This window comes from Mesorhizobium sp. M0045, from assembly GCF_040323385.1.
Taxonomy (GTDB): domain Bacteria; phylum Pseudomonadota; class Alphaproteobacteria; order Rhizobiales; family Rhizobiaceae; genus Mesorhizobium.
On the sequence record NZ_JAMYUY010000004.1, the window covers coordinates 385,354 to 405,223 of the forward strand.

Genomic DNA, 19,870 nt, shown 5'->3' on the forward strand with positions numbered 1-19,870 from the left:
GATGGCAGGCCGGCTGCAAGGAAAGATCGCAATCGTCACGGGAGCGGGCCAGGGCATTGGTGCCGCCACGGCCCGCGCCTTTGCGATGCATGGGGCAAAGACCGTTATTGCCGAACTGAATGCGGCAAGCGGGAAAGCGATCGCCGACGAACTGCTGGCACAAGGCGCGGACGCTCTGTTCGTCGAGACTGACGTCACCGACGCATCCGCAGTCGCGGACATGGTCGCGCGGACGATCACGGCCTATGGCGGCGTCGACATTCTGGTCAACAATGCCGGTGCCAACGTCTTCTACGAACCATTGATGATGCCGGATGAGGAATGGGAGCGCTGCCTCAAGCTCGACCTCCAGGCCGCGTGGTTCTGCGCCAAGGCGGTTTTGCCGACGATGTTGGCGAAGGGCTCGGGGTCCATCGTCAACATAGCGAGCTGTCACGCCTTCCAGATCATTCCCCATACGTTCCCGTACCCGGTCGCCAAGCATGCACTTTTGGGCCTGACCCGTTCGCTCGCCATCGAATACGCCGCACGCGGTATCCGGGTGAACGCGATCGCGCCCGGCTATATCGAGACGCCAATCGCGGAAGCCTACTGGAACACATTCCCGAACCCCGCCGAGGAGAAGCGGCGAGCCTACGACCTCCATCCGCCCAAGCGTATTGGCCGGCCGGACGAGGTTGCAATGACGGCGGTTTTCCTCGCTTCGGACGAAGCGCCGTTCATAAATGCCGAGACGATCACCATCGATGGTGGGCGCTCGGTTCTCTACCACGACTAGCAACCACCAAAGAGCTCAGGGAGGATCTTCATGAAAACCACAACAAAGGCTTTGGCGACATTTGCAGTACTGGCTGCCGGACTGATGAGTGGCGCAGCAAGCGCAGACGAAATCAAGATCGGCTACATCAACAAGATGGGTGACCATCCATGGTTTGTCGCCGAAGTTGGTGGCGCCAGGAAAGCGGCTGAGGCGGCGGGGGCCGCGTTCGTGTCGCAGGACGTCCAGTTCGACGCCAATTTGACGATCACGACCTTCGATACGATGGTCGGCGATGGTGTGAAAGGCATCGCCATCGTCGTCCCCGACAAGGCGCTGGGACCGGTCATCGCGGAGAAAGCAAAGGCCGCAAAAATTCCCTTGGTGGCGGTCGACGACGATATCTACTACCAGGATGGCACCCAGGTCCCCTATGTCGGCATGAATGCCTACAACATCGGTGCGCGGGTGGGCGAAGAGCTCGCCAAGCTCTACAAGGCCGACGGCTGGGCGGGCAAAGAGGTGCGCATCGCCTCGATCGAGGATCGCAAGGCGGATACCTGCATGCAGCGCAACAAGGGCGCGGAAGAAGCGTTCTTGAAGGCGGTGCCCGATTTCAAGCCTGGGAATATCGTGCGCGTCCCCTACGACAACACGATGGTCAACGCCATCGACGTGATGACCACCACATTGACGGCCAATCCCAGCGTCACGAACTGGATATTCTACTCATGCAACGATGATGGCGTGCTGGGTGGTGCGCGAGCACTGGAGAATGCCGGCTACACCGCAGACCAGGGCATGGGGATAGGCATCGACGGGAGCCGCGCCTGCGACGCCTTCGGATCAGGAAAGCCCTCGGCATTCCGTGGCACGATGTGGCTCAATTCGGAAAATCACGGCGCGCTTGCGGTGAAGATTCTGCTGGCCTCGATCAAGGATGGAACGAAGCTGCCGGTTCAATCCTTCACCGACCCGGAATACATCACCGCCGACAATTTTGCGTCGGACTACAAAGCCAAGCTCTGCCACTGAACCGGCTATGCGTCATGCGCCGTAGGGCGCATGACGCTTTTTGGGCCGGCAGGTTGTCAGCGCACACACGCCACCGACACAGGATCGATCCTCGGGAGTGAGCTTTGACGCAATCGGATTTCTTCTCGCTCGATAGGGTATCGAAACGCTTCGGCGTCGTGCAGGCGCTCGACAACGTCTCGATTGCCTTTCGGCCGGGAGAGGTGCTCGCCCTGGTTGGCGAGAATGGGGCCGGCAAATCGACGATGATGCGAATTCTCGAGGGCGTGTTCGGGCCCGACAGCGGCACTGTGCGGCACGGTTCCACGCCGATCGTTTTCGGCGAACCGCGCGACAGCCACAGAGCCGGAATACGCGTCATCCATCAGGAGCCGGAGATCGTTCCGAACCTGACCGTGGCCGAGAACATTTTCGTTGGGGAACTGCCGCGGCTGGCGGGCGTCCTGCTCGACTGGCACAGGCTGGAGGAACAGACCGACCGGGTGCTTGCGACCTTCGGCATGCAACAGGATATGCGGCCGCGGCAACTCTGCAGCACGCTCGGTCCGGCGCAGCGTCAGATGATCGAAATCATGCGCGCAATACGTGCCGGCGGCCAGTTGATCGCGTTCGACGAGCCGACCTCGTCACTGACCGACGACGAAGCGCGCCGTCTGTTTTCAGTAATCCGCCGGCTGCGCGAAGAGGGCACTTCGATCGTCTACATCTCTCACCGGCTGAACGAGATCATCGACCTAGCAGACCGCATTGTCGTTTTGCGGGATGGCCGGCTGGTCGACGATTCCCCCGCGGCAGGTGCCAGCGAGCAGACCATAGCCAAGCTCATGGTCGGCCGCGACATCGCCGATCTGTTTACGCGCGAGACGTGGCAATCGGGAAAACCGTTGCTGGACGTGGCGGGCCTGACCACCGACCGCGTCACCGATGTGAGCCTCAAGGTCCGCCGCGGTGAGGTGCTCGGCATCGCCGGCCTTATGGGGGCGGGCAGATCCGAACTGGCGAAGGCGATCGTCGGCTATGATCGGCGCCTCGGCGGAACCATAACGATGAATGGCGTGCCCGTTGGCCCTAACAGCCCGCATGCAGCGATCGTGGCGGGCATCGGCTTCGCCCCGGAAGACCGCAAGCACGAAGCCCTGCTGCTGTTCCGCAGCATTCTTGACAACGCTTCGCTTTGCGTGCCCGACAGGACGTCGACCTTCGGCTTCTTCAACCGGCGCAAGGCGCTGGAGATTGTCTCACCGCTCGCAGCAAAGATGTCGATCAAGGCGCCTAACCTCGACGAACCGGTTTCGAAACTGTCGGGCGGCAATCAACAGAAGGTCGTTCTCGCGCGCTGGCTTGCGCGGCAGCCTATGCTTCTCATCCTCGACGAACCGACCCGCGGCATCGACATCGGCGCCAAGGCGGAAATCTATCGCCTGATCGATGAACTCGCCGCCAGCGGCATCGGCATAATCCTGATTTCCTCGGAAATGCCGGAACTGATCGGGCTCGCCGACAGGGTGCTCGTCATGGCTGGAGGCCGGATCACCGCCGAACTTTCCCGCCCCGACATCGACGAGGCGACGATCCTGAAACACGCAATGCCGCAATCTGTACCATCGCTCGGAGGACAAATTCAGTGAATAGCCTTGAGCTCAGGACAGCAACAGCACAAACCGACAAAAGGCGCGCCTCCTTGCGCATCGCGGAGCGCATCGGCATTCACAACATAAGCCTTCTGGTTGCTCTCGCCATCCTCGTGCTCATCTTCGGCACGATCAGAGGCGATGTGTTCTTCTCCAGCCGAAACCTGCTGAACATCGGCCTCGGCATCACCATCCTGGGCGTTCTGGCGATGAGCCAGACGGTGGTCATTGTCGCGGGCGGACTTGATATCGCCGTTGGGGCAATTGTTGGTCTGACCACTGTATCGACGGCAATGGCCATCCAGTCGACGGGCTCGCCTGCGGTGGGCATTGTTGCCGGCCTGGTCCTGGGCGGTCTTGCCGGTCTTGTGAACGGCATCATCATCACCTATGGGCGGGTCAACGCAGTCATCGCGACTCTCGGTACGATGGCGATCTTCCGCGGCATCGCATTCATCATGTCCGATGGGCAATCGATCGCGATCTTCAGCGACACGTTCCGCTTCATCGGGATCGGGCGAATCCTCGGCCTGCCTCTGCTGATCTGGATTCTTTTGCTGACCGCGATCGTGTTCCATCTCTTCCTTGCCCGGTCGATCGTTGGCCGTAACATCTATGCCTTGGGCGGCAATCCCGTTGTAGCGCGCTTCTCCGGCATCAACATCAACCGCTACCGCGTCGGCATCTACATCATGAGTGGCGTGGCGGCCGGATTGGCCGGGATTCTGTTGGCTGCCCGTACCGGCTCGGGGCAGCCCGTATCCGGTTCCCAAGGTCTGGAACTCGAGGCCATCACAGCGGCCGTGCTGGGTGGCTGCGCCTTGCAGGGCGGCAAGGGTACGATCATCGGCGCGCTGCTGGGCGTCGCCATCATTGGCGTCCTCAACAACGGGATGATACTGACGTCCGTGCCAACCTTCTATCAGTTGCTTGCCAAGGGCTCGCTGCTGATACTTGCTGTGGTAATTGCCGAGTACCACTTGAACAGGACATGACGATGGACGCGGCGATCGCTTCGACTGGCCAGGGCAAGCAGGACATTCCTGCCGCGGATGGCACCACGTCATCGCTCAAGGATCGCATCGCACGCGATCTAGGACAGCGCATCCTCGCCGGTTCCTACGCGCAGCATTCCGTGCTGCCAACGGAAGCCGAACTTTGCGTCATCTACGGGGCGAGCCGCACTGCACTTCGCGATGCTCTTCTGACGCTTTCGGCGAAAGGACTGATCGAGGCACGCAAGCGGGCCGGGACGCGTGTGCGCGCGTCGAGCGAATGGAACAGGCTGGATGCACAGGTTCTGGAATGGATGCGCGATATCGAGCCCGACCTCGATTTCGTCCGCGGATTGATCGAAGCGCGACTGGTCATTGAACCCGCTGCCGCCCAACTTGCCGCCAAGATGGCGACGTCAGGCGATCTCGCAGTCATCGAAGCGGCCTATGAAGCCATGCGCATTGCTCCGCAGGACGATCTCGCTGCGTGTCTCGACGCCGACGTCAGGTTTCATACCGCCATCCTTCGTGCCAGCCGCAACCCGGTGTTCGCCAATCTCGGCAATATGCTTGCCGCCGCCCTCAGCTTCTCCTTCCGCTTGACCACATCGGCCACCGCCAATTACCAGCAGACGCTCAGCGCGCATGGCGACGTGCTGGAGGCAATTAGGATGCGCAGGGCCGACGACGCTCACGATCAGATGAAGGCGCTCATCGGGATCGCGTCGAACGACCTTCTTGCAGTGGCTCGCAAAGGCCGCCGTCAACAGCCGATCGCCGCTGCCAAGGCCGATACCGTCTGAACGTGATGGTCGGGACGATCAAGATCAGAAGCGGAGACCTGTCTGCTGAAATCGTCCCAGCGCTTGGGGCCGGTCTTGCGAGACTGGTCTATGGGCGCGTGCCGCTCTTCAGGCCTTGGCCAAACGGCGGGAGCAGCAACCCGTTCGACCTTGCCTGCAACCTGCTTTTGCCATGGTCGAATCGCATCTCAGGCGGCGGGTTCACATTCGACTCCAAATTCCACGAACTGCCTGCCAATGTTGCAGGCGAGCCATTTCCCATCCACGGCAACGGATTTTCCAGCGAGTGGGACGTCGACAGCGTAGCGCAGGACAACGCGAAGCTGTCCCTCATCAGCAACGGGCCCGGCCCATACCGATATCGCGCCGAGGTGAGCTACGCGCTGGCCGGACAGGGGCTCGAGTTGAAGCTTCGCATCGTCAATCAGGCATCGATCAGATTGCCGTTCGGGCTTGGCATCCATCCATGGTTCCCGAGAACGGCACGAACCGCGCTTCATGCGCCGGCCTCGCAGGTTTGTCTCGAACTGCCCAACCATCTCCCTGAACGGTTTGTGGAAGTCAAAACCCATGCCGATTGGGATTTCGGCGCCCCACTCGTATTGCCGAGTGGATGGATAAACAATCTGTTTGCCGGTTGGAGCGGCGTCGCCACCATATTGTGGCCGGAGCACAGTTGCAGCCTGCGGATTGAAGCTTCATCGCCCTTGAATTTCTACCTGGTCTATTCGCCATCGGACGAGAGCGACTTCTTCTGTTTTGAACCGGTCAGTCATGCTGTCGATGCTCACAATCGTGGTTCGATCGACAAATGGAATGGACTGTCGGTGCTTGCGCCTGGCGAGGGCCTAGTAGCCCGTTGCAGCTTTGCCGTCAGTTAGGCGGACCTCAGCTGCGCCCTCGAATTGGCGGATCTCGGCCAGGGCTAGCCGTCGGCGATCCAATCCGCGAGGCTGCGGGCAAAACTTCGCGGCACGATAAGTTCGCACGCGGTCTCGCCGGTGCGCAGGAAGAGCACGGACACGTGATGGAAGGATGTCAGCACGGCGCGGCCCGGAGCGGCGGCCGGCGCGTGCCAGTCGACGGCAATGCAGCCGGACAGAAGCCTTGCGATACCAGCGCCGGCCATTTTCAAACGAACACGACCTTCCGCGAGGGGAACGGAACAGCCGAGATCGGGGTCGACGACGAAGGCAGGCGCTTGCGTGCCGTCGTCGAGAGCCAGCCAGAGGCGGCGAGGTGCAACGCGGATAATTAGAAGCCCCTTGCGGCGAACCGTCTCTCCGACAGAAGCGGGAAGTTTCTTGCCCAGCGGCGCCGAGAGGCTCTTTTCGAATTGCGTCAATGTCGCGTCCCAGCCCTCGATCTGGATAAGCGGACAATCTGCCACGGACAGGCTGAAATCCCGAGAAGAGGTCAAGCTAGCCATGCAGCCGCTCTCCCTGTGGATCGACGAATACCGGCGAGACAAGGCGGGCGCGAACCGTTTCGGCCTTCATCGGATAAACTGCTACGACCTCGCTTCCTTCTGCCGCGACATCACCGGCAAGCAGGGCCAGCCCGACATAATGGCCGCGTTCGGGGCTGAAAGTGACGGAGGTGACGCGACCGCGCCCATGGCCATAGGGTTTCTCATCCGGCAGGAACAGGATGGCGCCGCCGCGCAGGCGTTTTCCGTCCTCAATGCATTCCAGTCCGACCAGGCGCTGTCGGTTGGGGGCCTGGAGGGCAGGGCGCCGTCGCAGGACGTCGCCGACGAAGCCGCTGCGCTTGCCGGCCATGCGGCCGAGGCCGAGATCGTCGAGCGTCGTGCGCCCGTCGATCTCCGGTCCGGCGACATGGCCCTTTTCGACCCGCAGCGCGCCAAGCGCCTCGACGCCGTAGGGCTTCAGCTCGAGCAGTCTGCCGGCTTCGAGCAGACGGCTCCAGAGCTGTTCACCGGCAGTGGCGCCGACATAGATTTCGCAAGCGCGCTCGCCGGAATAACTGAGACGCAAGATGCGGAGCCCACGGCCCTCCCACTCGCTTTCGAGTAGTCCCATGTGCGGAAGTGCCTCATCGGAAACGTCAAGGGCAGGAAAAGCAGCACCGAGGATTGCGCGGCTGTTAGGCCCGGCAACCGACATTGCCGCCCATTCATCGCTGACCGAGGTGACGGCCACACGCAAATCCGGCCAGGCCGTGTCGAGCAGGAATTCGAGACGCGACAGCACATCGGCGGCCCTGGCGGTCGAGGTCGTCATGAAGAACCGGTTTTCCGCCAGCCGCGTCGTGGTGCCGTCGTCGAAGACGATACCGTCGTCGCGCAGCATGATGCCGTAGCGGGCGCGGCCTACCGCCAGTCTGGCAAAGCCGTTGGCGTAGACGCGATCGAGGAAGATTGCCGCATCCGGGCCCTGGACATCGATCTTGCCGAGTGTGGAGATGTCCATCAGCCCCGCGGCCTGGCGCACATTCCGCATTTCGGCGACATAGGCGTCGTTCACGTCACGTCCCGACTGCCGGTAGAAATAGGGCCGCATCCAGAGCCCGACCTCGAGCATCTCGGCGCCGTTCGCCACGTGCCAGTCATGCATCGGCGTGCGGCGGATCGGCTTGAAATGATGGCCGATGGCGCGCCCGGCAAGCGCCCCGATGGCAACCGGCGTATAGGGCGGGCGGAAGGTCGTGGTGCCGGTCTCAGGAATCGTTGTGTTGCGCAGCGCTGCCATCGCGGCAAGTGCGGGAAAATTGCTGGTCTTGCCCTGGTCGGTGCCCATGCCGAGCGTGGTGTAGCGTTTCAGGTGCTCGACCGATTCATAGCCCTCGCGATGGGCGAGCTCGATATCCCCGGTCGTCACGTCCATCTGGAAATCGACGAAGGCTTTTCCACGTCCAGCGGGCAGGGCTTCGCGAAGGACGCTCGAGCCGGTCTCACCGAGATCGAGTTTCGATGGAGCGGACACTGGCGCCGACTTGCCGCAGGAGGCTGCCGCTTCGATGCCGGCGCGATGGCCGTCCTCGACGGCAGCGGCGGTCGCGTAGGCTCCTATCATTGCGCCGGCGCCGAACTGGCTGGCTGAAAGGACGCCCGGCACGAAGCCGTCAATGTCGTCGCGATACACAGGTTTGACACCGAGATGTGAGGTGAGATGCACGGTTGGCGACCAGCCGCCGGAGATGCAGACCAGGTCGCAGGCGGCCGAAGATTGTCCCTCCGGACCATTGAGCGTTACGCGCCTGATCGCATGGCCGCCATGCAGGTCGACGATGCGCGTTGCGGCCCGCACCACCACGCCGAGCCGTGCGGCTTCTGCGGCAAGTGCTGCGGGCGGGACGGGGCGCAGATCGGCAACCGTCACCTCCGCGCCGGCTGCGGCATAGTCGAAGGCGGTGCGCCAGGCACCGTCATTGGTGGTGGCGACGACGATTTTCTTGCCCGGCAGGACGGCGAAACGGTTGAGATAGGTCCGGGCGGCCGAGGCAAGCATGACGCCGGGCCGGTCGTTGTTCGAGAACACCATCGGCCGCTCAATGGCGCCAGTGGCGAAAACGATCGAGCGGGCGCGCAGCATGGTGACCGTCTGCCGTGTCTCGCCATTCGGCTGCGGATTGGTTGGATCGCGCTGTTCGACCAGTCCAAGGACATTGCCGTCATAGCTGCCGAAAGCGGTCGTCCGCTTCATCACCCTGATGGTTTCGAAGCCCTCCAACTCGGCCTCGGCCTGCCGCAGCCATGCGGCGGCTGCGCTGTCGGACGGTTCCGCCAGAAGCTGGCCGCCAAGCAGGAAATCCTGCTCGATCAGCGCGACCCGCGCGCCGGCCGCGGCGGCCGCCCGCGCCGCCGACAATCCCGCCGGGCCGCCGCCGACGATGGCGACATCGGCGAAGGCATGACGAACCTCGTAGTGGTCGGGATCCGCGCCGGTGCCGGCTCTGCCCAGACCGGCAGCCTTGCGGATAAAGTGCTCGTAGAACATCCAGGCGCGGCGCGTTGGGCCCATGAAGGTCTTGTAGTAGAAGCCGGCGGACAGAAACGGTGCTAACAGCCCGTTGACGCTTTGCATGTCGAAGGCAAGCGATGGCCAGCGGTTCTGACTCTCCACGACCATGCCGTCGGCGAGTTCCAGTGTGGTCGCCGGCAGGTTCGGCTCGCGCCTGCCGGCGGTCCCGAGCGTAACCAGCGCATTCGGCTCTTCGGGCCCGGCGGAAAAAATGCCGCGCGGGCGATGATATTTGAAGCTGCGCCCGACCAGCGTGACGCCATTGGCGAGCAGCGCGGAGGCAAGTGTGTCGCCGCGATATCCAGCCAGCTTGCGGCCGTCGAAGGTAAACTCGACCGGCTGCTCGCGAATGATGCGGGCACCCACCGACAGCCGTTTGCGGTTTGAACTCATGCCGGTGACTTCCTGAGAGTTGATTTCCTGGCCCGCAATTTTCTAGCGAAGTCGACGGCTGCGATGGCATGGTTGCGGGTGTCGCGTTCGACCACCAGCCATTGCCGGCAACCGGTCACGTGCTGCCAGAATTCACGGTGCGGGCCGGCCGGGTTTGTCCTGACATAGACATAACGGTACCAGGCCTCCGGATCGGGATCGTCATGGGCCGGACGCTTGACCGAGGCATCGCCGCCATAGCGGAACTCGTCATGGTCACGCGGGCCGCAGCAGGGGCATTCGATGCGCAGCATTTTGTCCCGCCTCCTATTGCAGCCAGGCTGAAGGGCCGGCGCCGGCCTCGTCGAGCGTCTGGCCGGTGCGGAAACGATCGAGCCCGTAGGCCGCGATCAAGGGATGCGGTTTGCCGGTGGCGATCGTGTGGGCGAAGCACCAGCCGGAAGCCGGCGTCGCCTTGAAGCCGCCATAGCACCAGCCGCCGTTGAGATAGAGACCCTCGATCGGCGTCGGGCAGATGATCGGGCTAGCATCGGGGGTCATGTCCATGACGCCGCCCCAATGTCGAAGCAGGCGGACGCGCGAAATGCATGGCATCAGCGCAATCGCTGCCTCCGCCACTTCGCGCACGACGCCGAGATTGCCGCGCTGGGCGTATGAATTGTAGCCGTCGAGATTGCCGCCGAAGACCAATCCGCCCTTGTCGGACTGGCTGACGTAGAAATGGTCGGCGCCATAGGCCACGACGTGATCTACCAGCGGCTTCAGCGGCTCGGTGACGAAAGCTTGCAGCACATGGCTTTCGATCGGCAGTTCAAGCCCAGCCTTGGCGCCGAGCACGGACGTGTGGCCAGCGACCGCGAGGCCGACCTTGCCGGCGCCAATCCGGCCTTTCGTCGTTTCGACGCCGACGATGCTGTCGCCGTCACGGACAAAGCCTGCCACCTCGCAGTTCTGGATGATGTCGACGCCATAGCTGTCGGCGGCACGCGCATAGCCCCAGGCGACGGCGTCGTGGCGTGCCGTGCCCGCGCGGCCCTGAAAGATGGCGCCATGGATCGGGAAGCGGGCGGTGTCGGAAAAATCGAGATAGGGCACCAGCCGGCGCACGTCTTCGCGATCGAGGATGTCGGCGTCGATGCCGTTCAGCCGCATGACGTTGGCGCGGTGGCTGAAACCGTCGAGCTGATCGGCCGAATGCGCGGTGACGAGTTGACCGCGCTGGGAGAACATTACGTTGAAATTCAGCGCCTGAGACATGTCCTCCCAAAGCTTCATCGAGAATTCGTAGAACTGGGTGTTGCCGTCGAGCAGGTAGTTGGAGCGGATGACGGTGGTGTTGCGGCCGACATTGCCGCCGCCGACATAACCCTTTTCGAGCACCGCGACGTCACGGATGCCATGGTTCTCGGCGAGGTAGAAGGCGGTGGCGAGGCCGTGTCCGCCGCCGCCAATAACGATCACATCGTAGGACGATTTTGGCTCCGCTGCCCGCCAGGCTCGCTGCCAGTTCTTCTGGCCTGACAGCGCGTTGCGGAAAACCGAAAATGCCGAGTAGCGCGCCATGTGTGCAGGCCTATCGAATGATCGGGCCGGCCGGCGTGCGGGTAAGCACTTCGGCGCCCGCATCGGTCAACAGCACCGTGTTGGAGACGAAGTCATTGCCGCGACCAGTGCCCATCAGCCACGACAGGATGTGGAAGCTCATCCCGGTTTCGATCTCGAGGTCGGAATCGTGTCGCAAGCCGGTCACCGAATTGCCGCCGGTCCATGACGGCGGCTGGCCGGCGCCGACAAGGTAACCGCAGTGATGGCGGCGATAGTGGGAAAGACCGGCCTCGTCGGCGACGGCCTGCCAGGCGGCGTAGACATCGCGCGCCTTGGCGCCCGGCCGTAGCGCCTCGACGACCGCGTTGAACGCCTTGGCGGTCACCTCCGCCATTGTGGCGTCTTCATCGCTGATGTGGCCGATGCGAACGAGCCGGCCGAGCGGGGCGTGGTAGCGCGAGATGCACCCGGACAGTTCGACAAAGACGGGCTCGCCCTTGCGGTAGATCCCGTCGCCCCAGGTCGTGTGCTCTTCACCCAGGCGCGCGGCCGGGCGGATGAACGGTCCGAAGCCCGGCGCATGACCGCCGGCGCGGATCATTGCCGCAACACATTGGGCGGCGACCTCCTGTTCGGAAGCGCCATCGGAGATCGCCGCGATCGCGGCACCGGCGGCGGCGTCCGTCACCTTGGCGGCCCGCCGCATCAGCGCCTGTTCTTCGGCGCTTTTCACCCGCCGCATTTTGTCGATCAGACCGGAGACATCGCTCCACTTTGCATCGGCTTTCATCTGGAGTGCCACGGCAAGTCCATGGCTAAGGCCGGCTGTCCAGTATTCGAGGCCGATCCGCTTGCCGGATAGGCCGAGCTCTGCCAGCACCCGCGCGGCAAGGTCGGCCGCCGTTTCGCTGTCGGAATGGCCACGGAATTCCGCTGCCTTCACCTGCTTCTCGATCGTCACCTTCTCCATCGAGCGGGTGACCAGGACAGGTTTTCCCCCGAGCGAGACAATCAGCAGGTGAGGGGCAAAATACCCCCAGTGATCAAGCCCGGTGAGATAGAAGACGTTCTCCGGCGAGGCAAACACCGCTGCGTCGAGCTCACGCTCAATCAGTGCAGTGCGGACCTTTGCCAGGCGGCCTGCGATTTCGGCTTCGGAAAAAGGATTGCGATCCATCGGGCGTCCTCGTGCTTGTTGCCGGCTTGCTGGCGGGCATGGTCTTTTCGGCAGCCGGTTTCCCGGCCCCCATGTCAGTCGATGACGATGAGTTCGCGCGCCACATCGCAGAGGCGTTCGCTGCCGCTTTCCGTGACGACGAACGATTCCGAGATGGCGATGCCGAAATCGTCGAGCCAAACGCCGGCCATGAAATGGAAGCACATCCCAGGCTGCATCTCGGTAGTATCGCCCGGACGAAGGCTTGCAGTGCGTTCACCCCAATCGGGCGGGTATGCGAGCCCGACCGTATAGCCGACGCGGCTGTCTTTCTTCAGCCCGTTCCGTCGCAGGACTGCCTGCCAGGCGGCTTCCACCTGTTCGGCGGTGTTGCCGGGGCGCGCCTTCTCGAGGCCAGCGTCGACGCCCTCGACGATCGCCTTGGCCATGTCGAGGATGGCTTGCGGCGGCTTGCCGAAATGTACCGTCCGGGTCAGCGCCGCATGATAGCGGCGGCGCACGCCGGCGATCTCCAGAATGGCGAGGCCGCTGTCCGGCAGCGGCGCGTCGGACCACGTCAGATGTGGCGTGCTGGTGCCCTCGCCAACGGGCATAAGCGGACAGATCGCGGCATAGTCGCCGCCCGCTCCGGGCACGCCCATGATCTGCGCGTGATAGATTTCCGCAATGACATGGTTTTGCGGCACGCCGGGCCGCATTTTCTCGATGGCGCGGTTCATCGCATGCGTGCAGATCGCACCCGCCTCGCGGATCAGCACCAGCTCGGCTTCGGATTTGACCAGCCGCGCCCAGTTGACGAGATCGTGGTTGTTGGCGAAGTGCGCGTCGGGCAGTCCCTCGACAAGGTGGGCGTGGCAGCGCGCAGTGTAATAATGCGCGTCCATCTCGACGCCGATACGGGCCTTTTCCCAGCCGCGCGACCGGATCAGTCGGGCGAGTTCGTCATAGGGGTGTTCGACGGGCTGCTGCACCAGCCGCTCCGAGAACGGCACGATGTTTGTCTCCGGCAGGCCGGTTGTCAGGCGCGCGCTCTTGGCATCCTGTGCCCTGCCGAACCAGATCGGCCGATCCTCCTCCAGATGGACGAGGACGCACTGCGGAACATAGAACGACCATCCGTCATAGCCGGTCAGCCAGCACATGTTGGCTGGATCCTGACAGACGATGAGATCGAAGCCGGCTTTTTGCATGCGTGTCTCCACGCCGGCGAGGCGCTGCCCATACTCCGCTTGCGTGAATGTCCCGAACCCGTTCGCAGTCGCCACCGAAATCCTGCCTTCCAGGTACGCCGCTTGCCCTTTGATCAACATGGGCAAACAGGCCAAATTGTGCACAACTCGACGTCAATTTGTTGGCTGACTACGAATTATGGCCCAATTTTCATGGTTTCTATATCTCTGCTTGCGAAATGTCTAGGGCAGTTGTATACGTCTTATCAAGCAGGCGTCGACCTCGAAGAAGGCCGCGCCCTGGGAACCATCCACAGTTGTCCAATGGGAGAAAAGCATGCTCAATTCATCAATATCGCGCCGCATGGTCGTGAAAGCGGCTGCCTGCATCGCGCTCGCCGCGACGTCATTGACATCGCTATCCGCTCACGCGGAAACCACCCTCGAACGGGCCAAGAAGGACGGCTACATCCGCGTCGGTTTCGCCAACGAGGCGCCGTTCGGTTACGCCACGCCTGACGGCAAGCTGACCGGCGAGGCGCCGGAAGTCGCCAAGGCGGTGCTCGCCAAGATGGGCATACCGCAGGTCGACGGTGTTTTGACCGAATTCGGCTCGCTCATTCCAGGTCTCAAGGCCGGCCGCTTCGACATCATCGCCGCCGGCATGTTCATCACTCCGAAGCGCTGCGCCGAGATCAACTACTCCGAGCCGTCCTACGGCATCGGCGAGGCTATGCTGGTGGCAAAAGGCAATCCGAAAGGCATCAAGGATTTTTCCAGCATCAAGGACAATCCGGATCTCAAGCTTGCCGTGATGGCCGGCGCCGTCGAAGGCGGCTTCGCCAAGGAAGCGGGCGTTGCCAGTGGGCAGATTGTCTCCTTGCCCGACCAGTCCAGCCTGGTCGCGGCCGTCCAGTCGGGCCGCGCCGACGCTGCTGCGCTGACCGCTCTTTCGATCGCCGATATGGCCAAGAAAGCCGACGGCGTCGAATCGACCAAGCCCTTCGGCGAGGTTGCCGGCAAATCGGTGAAAGGTCATGGCGGCTTCGGCTTCCGCAAGGAAGACACCGACCTGCAGCAGGCGTTCAACGCCGAGCTGAAGAAGTTCATCGGTTCGCCGGAGCATATTGCGCTGGTCGAGCCGCTCGGCTTCGGCAAGGACTACCTCCCCAACAAGACCACCGCGGAGCTTTGCGCGGGCAAGTAGGTTCCCAACTGCCGGCGGCGCGAAAGCGCCGCCCTTTTTCTCCGGGGGAATCGCATGGGTATCCGTACGCTCGTTGCCATGCTGGTCATCGCGCTCGTCGTGATCGGCGCCTTGGCAACACAGGAAAGCTATCGAGTGTTCATGCCGGGGCTGCTGCAAGGCGCGGTCCTGACAATCGAGATCGCCGTCCTCGGCAGCCTGCTCGCAATCGTCATGGGCGTGCTTGCAGCACTTGCACGGATGTATGGCCCGACGCCGCTCAGATGGCTGGCCACGGTCTATGTCGAGATCTTCCGCGGAACGTCGGCATTGGTACAATTGTTCTGGCTGTTTTTCGTGCTGCCGCAATTCGGCGTCACGATCAACGCTTTCGTGGTGGCAGTCCTGGCACTCGGCCTGAACGTCGGTGCCTACGGGTCGGAGGTCGTGCGTGGTGCGATCCTTTCGGTCGCTCGCGGCCAGTGGGAGGCATGTACGGCATTGAATATGAGCCGGCCACAGATGTTGCGCCGGATCATCCTGCCGCAGGCCTTTGTGGCGATGATCCCGCCCTGGGGCAACCTGTTCATCGAGCTTCTGAAATCGACAGCGCTGGTGTCGCTGATCACGCTTTCCGACCTCGCCTTCAAGGCGCAGCAAATGAACCAGAATACGTTCAAGACCATTCCGATCTTCACACTTGTCCTTTTGATGTACCTGGCAATGTCGCTGGTTCTCACCATCGGCATGCGGCTTCTCGAAAGGCGGGCATCGATCGGACTGGCGCGAGGGAAGGCAGCATGATCTGGGACTGGGCATTTGCTTTTGAAATCCTGCCGGTGCTCGCCCGCGCGGCCATCGTCTCCATCGAGGCGACGCTGATCGGCTTTGCACTTGCCGCCTCGCTTGGCCTGGTGCTGGCCGTCGTCCGTATCGCCGTGCCGTGGACCGGCTGGACAATTTCGGTGCTGGTTGAACTGATCCGTTCGACCCCGCTGCTTATCCAGATATTCTTTCTCTATTTCGTCTTTCCGAAATTCGGTGTCGTGCTCGACGCCTTCACCGCCGGGGTGCTAGCCATCGGCATCCACTATGCCGCCTATTGCTCCGAGGTCTATCGCGCCGGTTTCGACAACATCCCTCGCGGCCAGTGGGAAGCCTCGATCGCACTTAATCTTTCGGCCTGGACAACGTTCCGCGACATCATCATTCCGCAGGCGATTCCGCCGATCGTTCCGGCGCTCGGCAACTATCTGGTTGCCTTGTTCAAGGAGACGCCATTGCTGTCCGCAATCGCCGTGCTGGAGCTGATGCAGACGGCCAAGATCATTGGCTCCGAAACCTTCCGCTACACCGAGCCGATGACGCTGGTCGGTCTGTTCTTCCTTGCCATGAGCCTGGTTTCTGCTGCGCTCATTCGCTCCCTCGAAGGCCTGCTCAACCGGAGGACCATGCGATGACGGAACAACCGATGGTTCGCTTCGACAATGTATCGAAACGCTACGGCACGTTAACCGTTCTCGACGGGCTTAATCTGGAAATAGCACGCGGCGAAAAGGTCTCCATCATCGGCCCGTCCGGCTCCGGCAAGACGACGGTGCTGCGCATGCTGATGACGCTGGAGACGATCAATGGCGGTGTCATCTGGGTTGAAGGCGAGCCGCTGACCCATATGGAGAGGAACGGCAAACTTGTTCCCGCCGATCTCGCCCACATCCGTAAGATCCGCGCCAAGATCGGCATGGTGTTCCAGTCGTTCAACCTGTTCCCGCACATGACGGCGATGCAGAACTGCATCGAGGCACCGATAACCGTGCTCGGCATGAAGCGGGCCGATGCGGAGGCGCGTGCCGCCGAACTGCTCGACATGGTCGGCTTATCGGATAAGAAGGACCACTATCCTTCGCAGCTCTCGGGTGGTCAGCAGCAGCGTGTCGCCATCGCACGCGCTTGCGCCATGCGGCCCAAGATCATGCTGTTCGACGAGGTGACCTCGGCCCTGGACCCCGAACTCGTCGGCGAAGTGCTTGAAGTCATCCGAAAACTTGGTAGGGAGCATGACCTCACCATGCTGATGGTCACCCACCAGATGGGATTTGCCAAGGAATTCTCCGATCGTGTCTGCTTTTTCCACGCGGGCAAGATCTGCGAGCAAGGGCCGCCAGGCGAGTTGTTCGGCACCCCCAAGAACGAGCGGACACGGCAGTTCCTGCACGCTGTCCTGGAGGCTGGATGACGCTTGAGACAGATGCCACGCCCACAGGCGTGACCGCCGCGCCGCCACGTCCGCTCTCGGCCCGGGAGCGATTTGAACGCATTTACCGGATACTGCGCGACCGCATCTGCCTGCTCGATTATGCGCCGGGAAGCCATCTGTCCGAGGAAGAACTTGCCCAGGAATTCGAGATCAGCCGCACGCCGGTCCGGCGTGTCCTGGCCCGTCTCGAATCCGAGGGTCTGGTTCAATCCGTCCACGGCGTCGGCACGATCGTCACCGATGTCGATATCGAGGAATTGCAGCAGGTCTATCATTTGCGCCTGGAGCTGGCGCTCCTCGTCGGCAAGCTTTCGCCGATCCCGCGCACGGCGGACGATCTCGACCGGATACGGGCGCTCATCGCGCGTTGCGATGCCGATATACTCAATCCCGACCAGCGCGCTTTCCTGCGCCTCAACATGGATTTTTTCTACGAGCTCACGGCGATGACCGGCAACCAGCCGCTGCGCGAGATCAGCGAGCGCCTGTATTTTCAGGTCGCGCGCGTCGTCCTGAAGATGATGCCGCAATTGGGCCTTGTCGAGGAGTTCACCGCGTTCCGCCGCGAAATGGAAGAGGTCCTTGCCGCCGCCGAGATCGGTGACTGGGAGTCCATAGGGCACATAAGGCGGGCGCATATCTCAATGAGCTTTCGCCGCATGATGCGTCATGCAGGCGAGGCCAATCTGGATGGAGCAACATAGTCAGCCCCTCGGGGTTGTGCTGGCCGCCAAGGTCGGCGACAGCGATAGTCAAAACCGAATGTGCGGTTTCATAGCAGTCTCCTCTGGTCGAAGAACGCGCCGAGAATTCACTGGCAGTGCAGCAGATGATGAATCTGTCGCGGGGTGTTTCCCGTCAGGCGGCGGCTCTCGCGGACAAGATGCGCCTGGTCGGAATAGCCCGCTTCGGCCGCCAGCATGGCGGTGGAGCTGCTGGAGCGGCTCGAAAGCCGCAGAAAGCGCTGGTAGCGGAGGATACGGTCAAGCGTCTTGGGGCCATAGCCGAAGCTCGTGTCGAAGCGGCGGCGCAACGTCCTTTCGCTCATCTCGAGCGCGCGCATCAACCAAGGGACGAGCGGCGCGTCGGGTGGCGGCCCGCGCTCGATCAAACGATATGCCGCCTGCATGGGAACGTCGGTCGCGGGCGCGGGCACCTCCTCGGCGACGACCTGTTGGAGAGAGCAGGCCAGATCCTCGAGACTGTCGCTGGGGCGCACGCGGCTGGCGAGCCGGCGGGCTCGCGCCCCCCACAAATCGTCGAGCGACAGCCTCTTGCCGACCAGCTCGATTTGCGGCACGCCGAGCCATGCCGCCGCCGCGGCAGGATGGAAGCGCAAGCCGATCACGACCTCGTCCGCCGCTAGAACCTCGGTCTGCGGTTCCTTGTCAGGGCCGGCAATTCGGAAGCTGCCTCCGATCCATTGCAAATCGATCGTCGTGTCGGGCATGATGACGATTGGCGGTGAGCCCGCCGGGTCCATTCGATGCACCCACACCGAAGCAAAGCTCCCGCGGAGCCGCGCCGACGCTGGACGTTGCTGAAATGAACCCGTTGCCTGCGCTGGGACGGGATCGCTCATCTCGCTCCCCTTCGGATTAGCGGCGGTGAACCTACGGCGCAGCGGCTGCGCCCGGCCGTCGCTCGAGACAACGTCTTCCAATCGAGAACGGTTGCAAGAATCGGTTGTTTTCTTCCGGCCGGAACGAAGAGGGCAGGTGGAGGGCGATGCCACGTGCATCGCCATCGGCAGCGCCGTGTGCGGCTCATACGTCAATGGCCGTTCTGTTCAATAAGGCAAGCGAGATGCGTGCTTATCTTTCGGCGTCGTACATCACATGAGAGGTATGCGTCATGAGCAACAAAAACGACCAACGGATCGACTACGTCGAATTCAACGTGAAAGACATTCAGCGGTCACGCGACTTCTACGGAAAGGCGTTCGGCTGGACCTTCACCGACTACGGCCCGCAATATTGCGAGTTCAACGACGGGCGCTTGTCAGGTGGCTTTGCTGCTGGCCCAGCGAGGTCCGGAGGAGGCCCGCTCGTCATTCTCTATGCCGATGACCTGCCGGGAACGGTCAAGCGTGTCGAGGAAGCGGGAGGCAAGATCGTCAGGCCGATTTATGGGTTCCCCGGTGGCCGGCGCTTTCATTTCGCGGACCCGGACGGTTACGAGCTAGCGGTTTACACCGAAGATGGCAGCAATGAATGATCGCGTTCCTCCCACCTCGGGTTGGTTTTGCTCGGCGGCGTCTTGATTTGGGAGGGCGCCGAGCATGTCCTCAGATTCCGGGCGATTGCAGCGTCCCTGGCCGGGCGGGGCTTCCTGCTCCCAAGCCTCTTCTCGCGGCCGGATCGTTTGCCTCGCAACGGGCCTTGGTGGACCCTTTCCCGCCGCGGCCTTGGCCGTATTCACCATTACGGCGTCGTTCATGGCGCTCAACTTCTGGCCTACAGCGGCGATGAACGCGAAGCGCTTCGTACCGGCTTCACCAATGTTGCCGTCTTGGGCGGGTTGATTGTCGCCGCGACCACTAGCCTGTGATCATCATTTCGGGGCGGCGGCTTCGTCTTCATCTGCAATCAGCCGCTGGTCGTTGGTGATCCGGTGTTGTTGCAGCATCCGCCTATCGCTGCCAGAAGGGCAGCTTGGCGATCTCTTCCTCGGCCTGTCGCCTCGTCAGACCGATATCGTCGATCAGATGGGGATTGGTCTGCGCCAATCGCTTGAGATCCCAGCGAAAGCGTGTCGGCTCGCGCCAGGCCGCGATAATGCTTCGCAGCGTCGCCAGGCTGTAGCGCCGAGGCGATGCTTCCGCCGGCCGCGTTGCCTCAAGCGGGGCCGAGGCAAAGGTGGGAATATCGTTCATGGCAACCTCCATATGGTTTGAGGGGGCCCATACGATTTTGGGAGTGTGGGGCCCTCGACCTGAA

The 19,870-nt window shown here is 62.5% G+C and carries 20 protein-coding genes; 12 read left to right on the forward strand and 8 right to left on the reverse strand.

Annotated elements, in window-relative coordinates; all coding sequences use genetic code 11:
- Position 1 precedes the first annotated feature (1 nt).
- From NKJ72_RS09155 to NKJ72_RS09180, 6 genes are all read left to right on the forward strand, one after another.
- Complete coding sequence (locus NKJ72_RS09155) at positions 2-778, forward strand: SDR family oxidoreductase (RefSeq protein WP_352476731.1); 777 nt, start codon at positions 2-4, stop codon at positions 776-778.
- A 30-nt stretch (positions 779-808) separates the two neighbouring features.
- Entirely contained in the window at positions 809-1,792 is a 984-nt protein-coding gene (locus NKJ72_RS09160; protein ID WP_254818518.1) for a substrate-binding domain-containing protein, read from the forward strand.
- Positions 1,793-1,896: 104 nt separating this feature from the next.
- Entirely contained in the window at positions 1,897-3,420 is a 1,524-nt protein-coding gene (locus NKJ72_RS09165; protein ID WP_352476732.1) for a sugar ABC transporter ATP-binding protein, read from the forward strand.
- Positions 3,421-3,473: 53 nt separating this feature from the next.
- Positions 3,474-4,418, forward strand: coding sequence for an ABC transporter permease (locus NKJ72_RS09170; protein WP_302895742.1), 945 nt, complete (start codon positions 3,474-3,476; stop codon positions 4,416-4,418).
- Positions 4,419-4,420: 2 nt separating this feature from the next.
- Positions 4,421-5,221, forward strand: coding sequence for a FadR/GntR family transcriptional regulator (locus NKJ72_RS09175; protein ID WP_352476733.1), 801 nt, complete (start codon positions 4,421-4,423; stop codon positions 5,219-5,221).
- Between the two features lie 5 nt (positions 5,222-5,226).
- Positions 5,227-6,102 (forward strand): aldose 1-epimerase, encoded by an 876-nt coding sequence (locus NKJ72_RS09180; RefSeq protein ID WP_352476734.1) that lies wholly within the window; start codon positions 5,227-5,229, stop codon positions 6,100-6,102.
- 44 nt (positions 6,103-6,146) lie between these two features.
- Here the strand turns inward: NKJ72_RS09180 and NKJ72_RS09185 are convergent, their stop codons facing one another.
- The 6 genes from NKJ72_RS09185 to NKJ72_RS09210 form a co-directional block, all read right to left on the reverse strand.
- Positions 6,147-6,650: a sarcosine oxidase subunit gamma family protein gene (locus NKJ72_RS09185; RefSeq protein ID WP_352476735.1), complete on the reverse strand. Its 504-nt coding sequence runs from the start codon at positions 6,648-6,650 to the stop codon at positions 6,147-6,149.
- Positions 6,643-9,597, reverse strand: coding sequence for a sarcosine oxidase subunit alpha family protein (locus NKJ72_RS09190; RefSeq protein WP_352476736.1), 2,955 nt, complete (start codon positions 9,595-9,597; stop codon positions 6,643-6,645). The genes NKJ72_RS09185 and NKJ72_RS09190 overlap by 8 nt, the downstream gene beginning before the upstream one ends.
- Positions 9,594-9,890 (reverse strand): sarcosine oxidase subunit delta, encoded by a 297-nt coding sequence (locus tag NKJ72_RS09195; RefSeq protein WP_352476737.1) that lies wholly within the window; start codon positions 9,888-9,890, stop codon positions 9,594-9,596. Before NKJ72_RS09195 ends, NKJ72_RS09190 begins: the two co-directional genes overlap by 4 nt.
- Before the next feature lie 13 nt (positions 9,891-9,903).
- Positions 9,904-11,160 (reverse strand): sarcosine oxidase subunit beta family protein, encoded by a 1,257-nt coding sequence (locus NKJ72_RS09200; protein ID WP_352476738.1) that lies wholly within the window; start codon positions 11,158-11,160, stop codon positions 9,904-9,906.
- Positions 11,161-11,170: 10 nt separating this feature from the next.
- A complete protein-coding gene (locus NKJ72_RS09205) occupies positions 11,171-12,319 on the reverse strand; it encodes a M24 family metallopeptidase (RefSeq protein ID WP_352476739.1) in 1,149 nt (382 codons plus the stop codon).
- Between the two features lie 74 nt (positions 12,320-12,393).
- Positions 12,394-13,629, reverse strand: a complete 1,236-nt coding sequence (locus NKJ72_RS09210; protein ID WP_352476740.1) for a M24 family metallopeptidase — start codon at positions 13,627-13,629, stop codon at positions 12,394-12,396.
- 196 nt (positions 13,630-13,825) lie between these two features.
- Here NKJ72_RS09210 and ehuB point away from each other — a divergent pair, with 196 nt between their 5' ends.
- From ehuB to NKJ72_RS09235, 5 genes are read left to right on the forward strand one after another with little or no spacing between them, the layout of a single operon-like run.
- Positions 13,826-14,695, forward strand: coding sequence for an ectoine/hydroxyectoine ABC transporter substrate-binding protein EhuB (gene ehuB / locus NKJ72_RS09215; protein WP_352476741.1), 870 nt, complete (start codon positions 13,826-13,828; stop codon positions 14,693-14,695).
- A gap of 54 nt (positions 14,696-14,749) precedes the next feature.
- Positions 14,750-15,478 (forward strand): ectoine/hydroxyectoine ABC transporter permease subunit EhuC, encoded by a 729-nt coding sequence (gene ehuC, locus NKJ72_RS09220; protein WP_352476742.1) that lies wholly within the window; start codon positions 14,750-14,752, stop codon positions 15,476-15,478.
- Complete coding sequence (gene ehuD, locus NKJ72_RS09225; protein WP_254818530.1) at positions 15,475-16,134, forward strand: ectoine/hydroxyectoine ABC transporter permease subunit EhuD; 660 nt, start codon at positions 15,475-15,477, stop codon at positions 16,132-16,134. Before ehuC ends, ehuD begins: the two co-directional genes overlap by 4 nt.
- Positions 16,131-16,910 carry an ectoine/hydroxyectoine ABC transporter ATP-binding protein EhuA gene (ehuA, locus tag NKJ72_RS09230; RefSeq protein WP_352476743.1) on the forward strand — a complete coding sequence of 260 codons (780 nt, stop codon included), beginning with the start codon at positions 16,131-16,133 and terminating at the stop codon, positions 16,908-16,910. Before ehuD ends, ehuA begins: the two co-directional genes overlap by 4 nt.
- Positions 16,907-17,635 carry a GntR family transcriptional regulator gene (locus tag NKJ72_RS09235; RefSeq protein ID WP_352476744.1) on the forward strand — a complete coding sequence of 243 codons (729 nt, stop codon included), beginning with the start codon at positions 16,907-16,909 and terminating at the stop codon, positions 17,633-17,635. Before ehuA ends, NKJ72_RS09235 begins: the two co-directional genes overlap by 4 nt.
- A 107-nt stretch (positions 17,636-17,742) precedes the next feature.
- Here the strand turns inward: NKJ72_RS09235 and NKJ72_RS09240 are convergent, their stop codons facing one another.
- Positions 17,743-18,513 carry a helix-turn-helix domain-containing protein gene (locus NKJ72_RS09240; RefSeq protein WP_352476745.1) on the reverse strand — a complete coding sequence of 257 codons (771 nt, stop codon included), beginning with the start codon at positions 18,511-18,513 and terminating at the stop codon, positions 17,743-17,745.
- 272 nt (positions 18,514-18,785) lie between these two features.
- Here NKJ72_RS09240 and NKJ72_RS09245 point away from each other — a divergent pair, with 272 nt between their 5' ends.
- The gene (locus NKJ72_RS09245) at positions 18,786-19,148 is read left to right on the forward strand and encodes a VOC family protein (RefSeq protein ID WP_352476746.1); all 363 of its coding nucleotides are present in this window, start codon (positions 18,786-18,788) and stop codon (positions 19,146-19,148) included.
- Between the two features lie 415 nt (positions 19,149-19,563).
- Here the strand turns inward: NKJ72_RS09245 and NKJ72_RS09250 are convergent, their stop codons facing one another.
- Positions 19,564-19,806 (reverse strand): DUF1127 domain-containing protein, encoded by a 243-nt coding sequence (locus NKJ72_RS09250; protein WP_352476747.1) that lies wholly within the window; start codon positions 19,804-19,806, stop codon positions 19,564-19,566.
- Positions 19,807-19,870 lie beyond the last annotated feature (64 nt).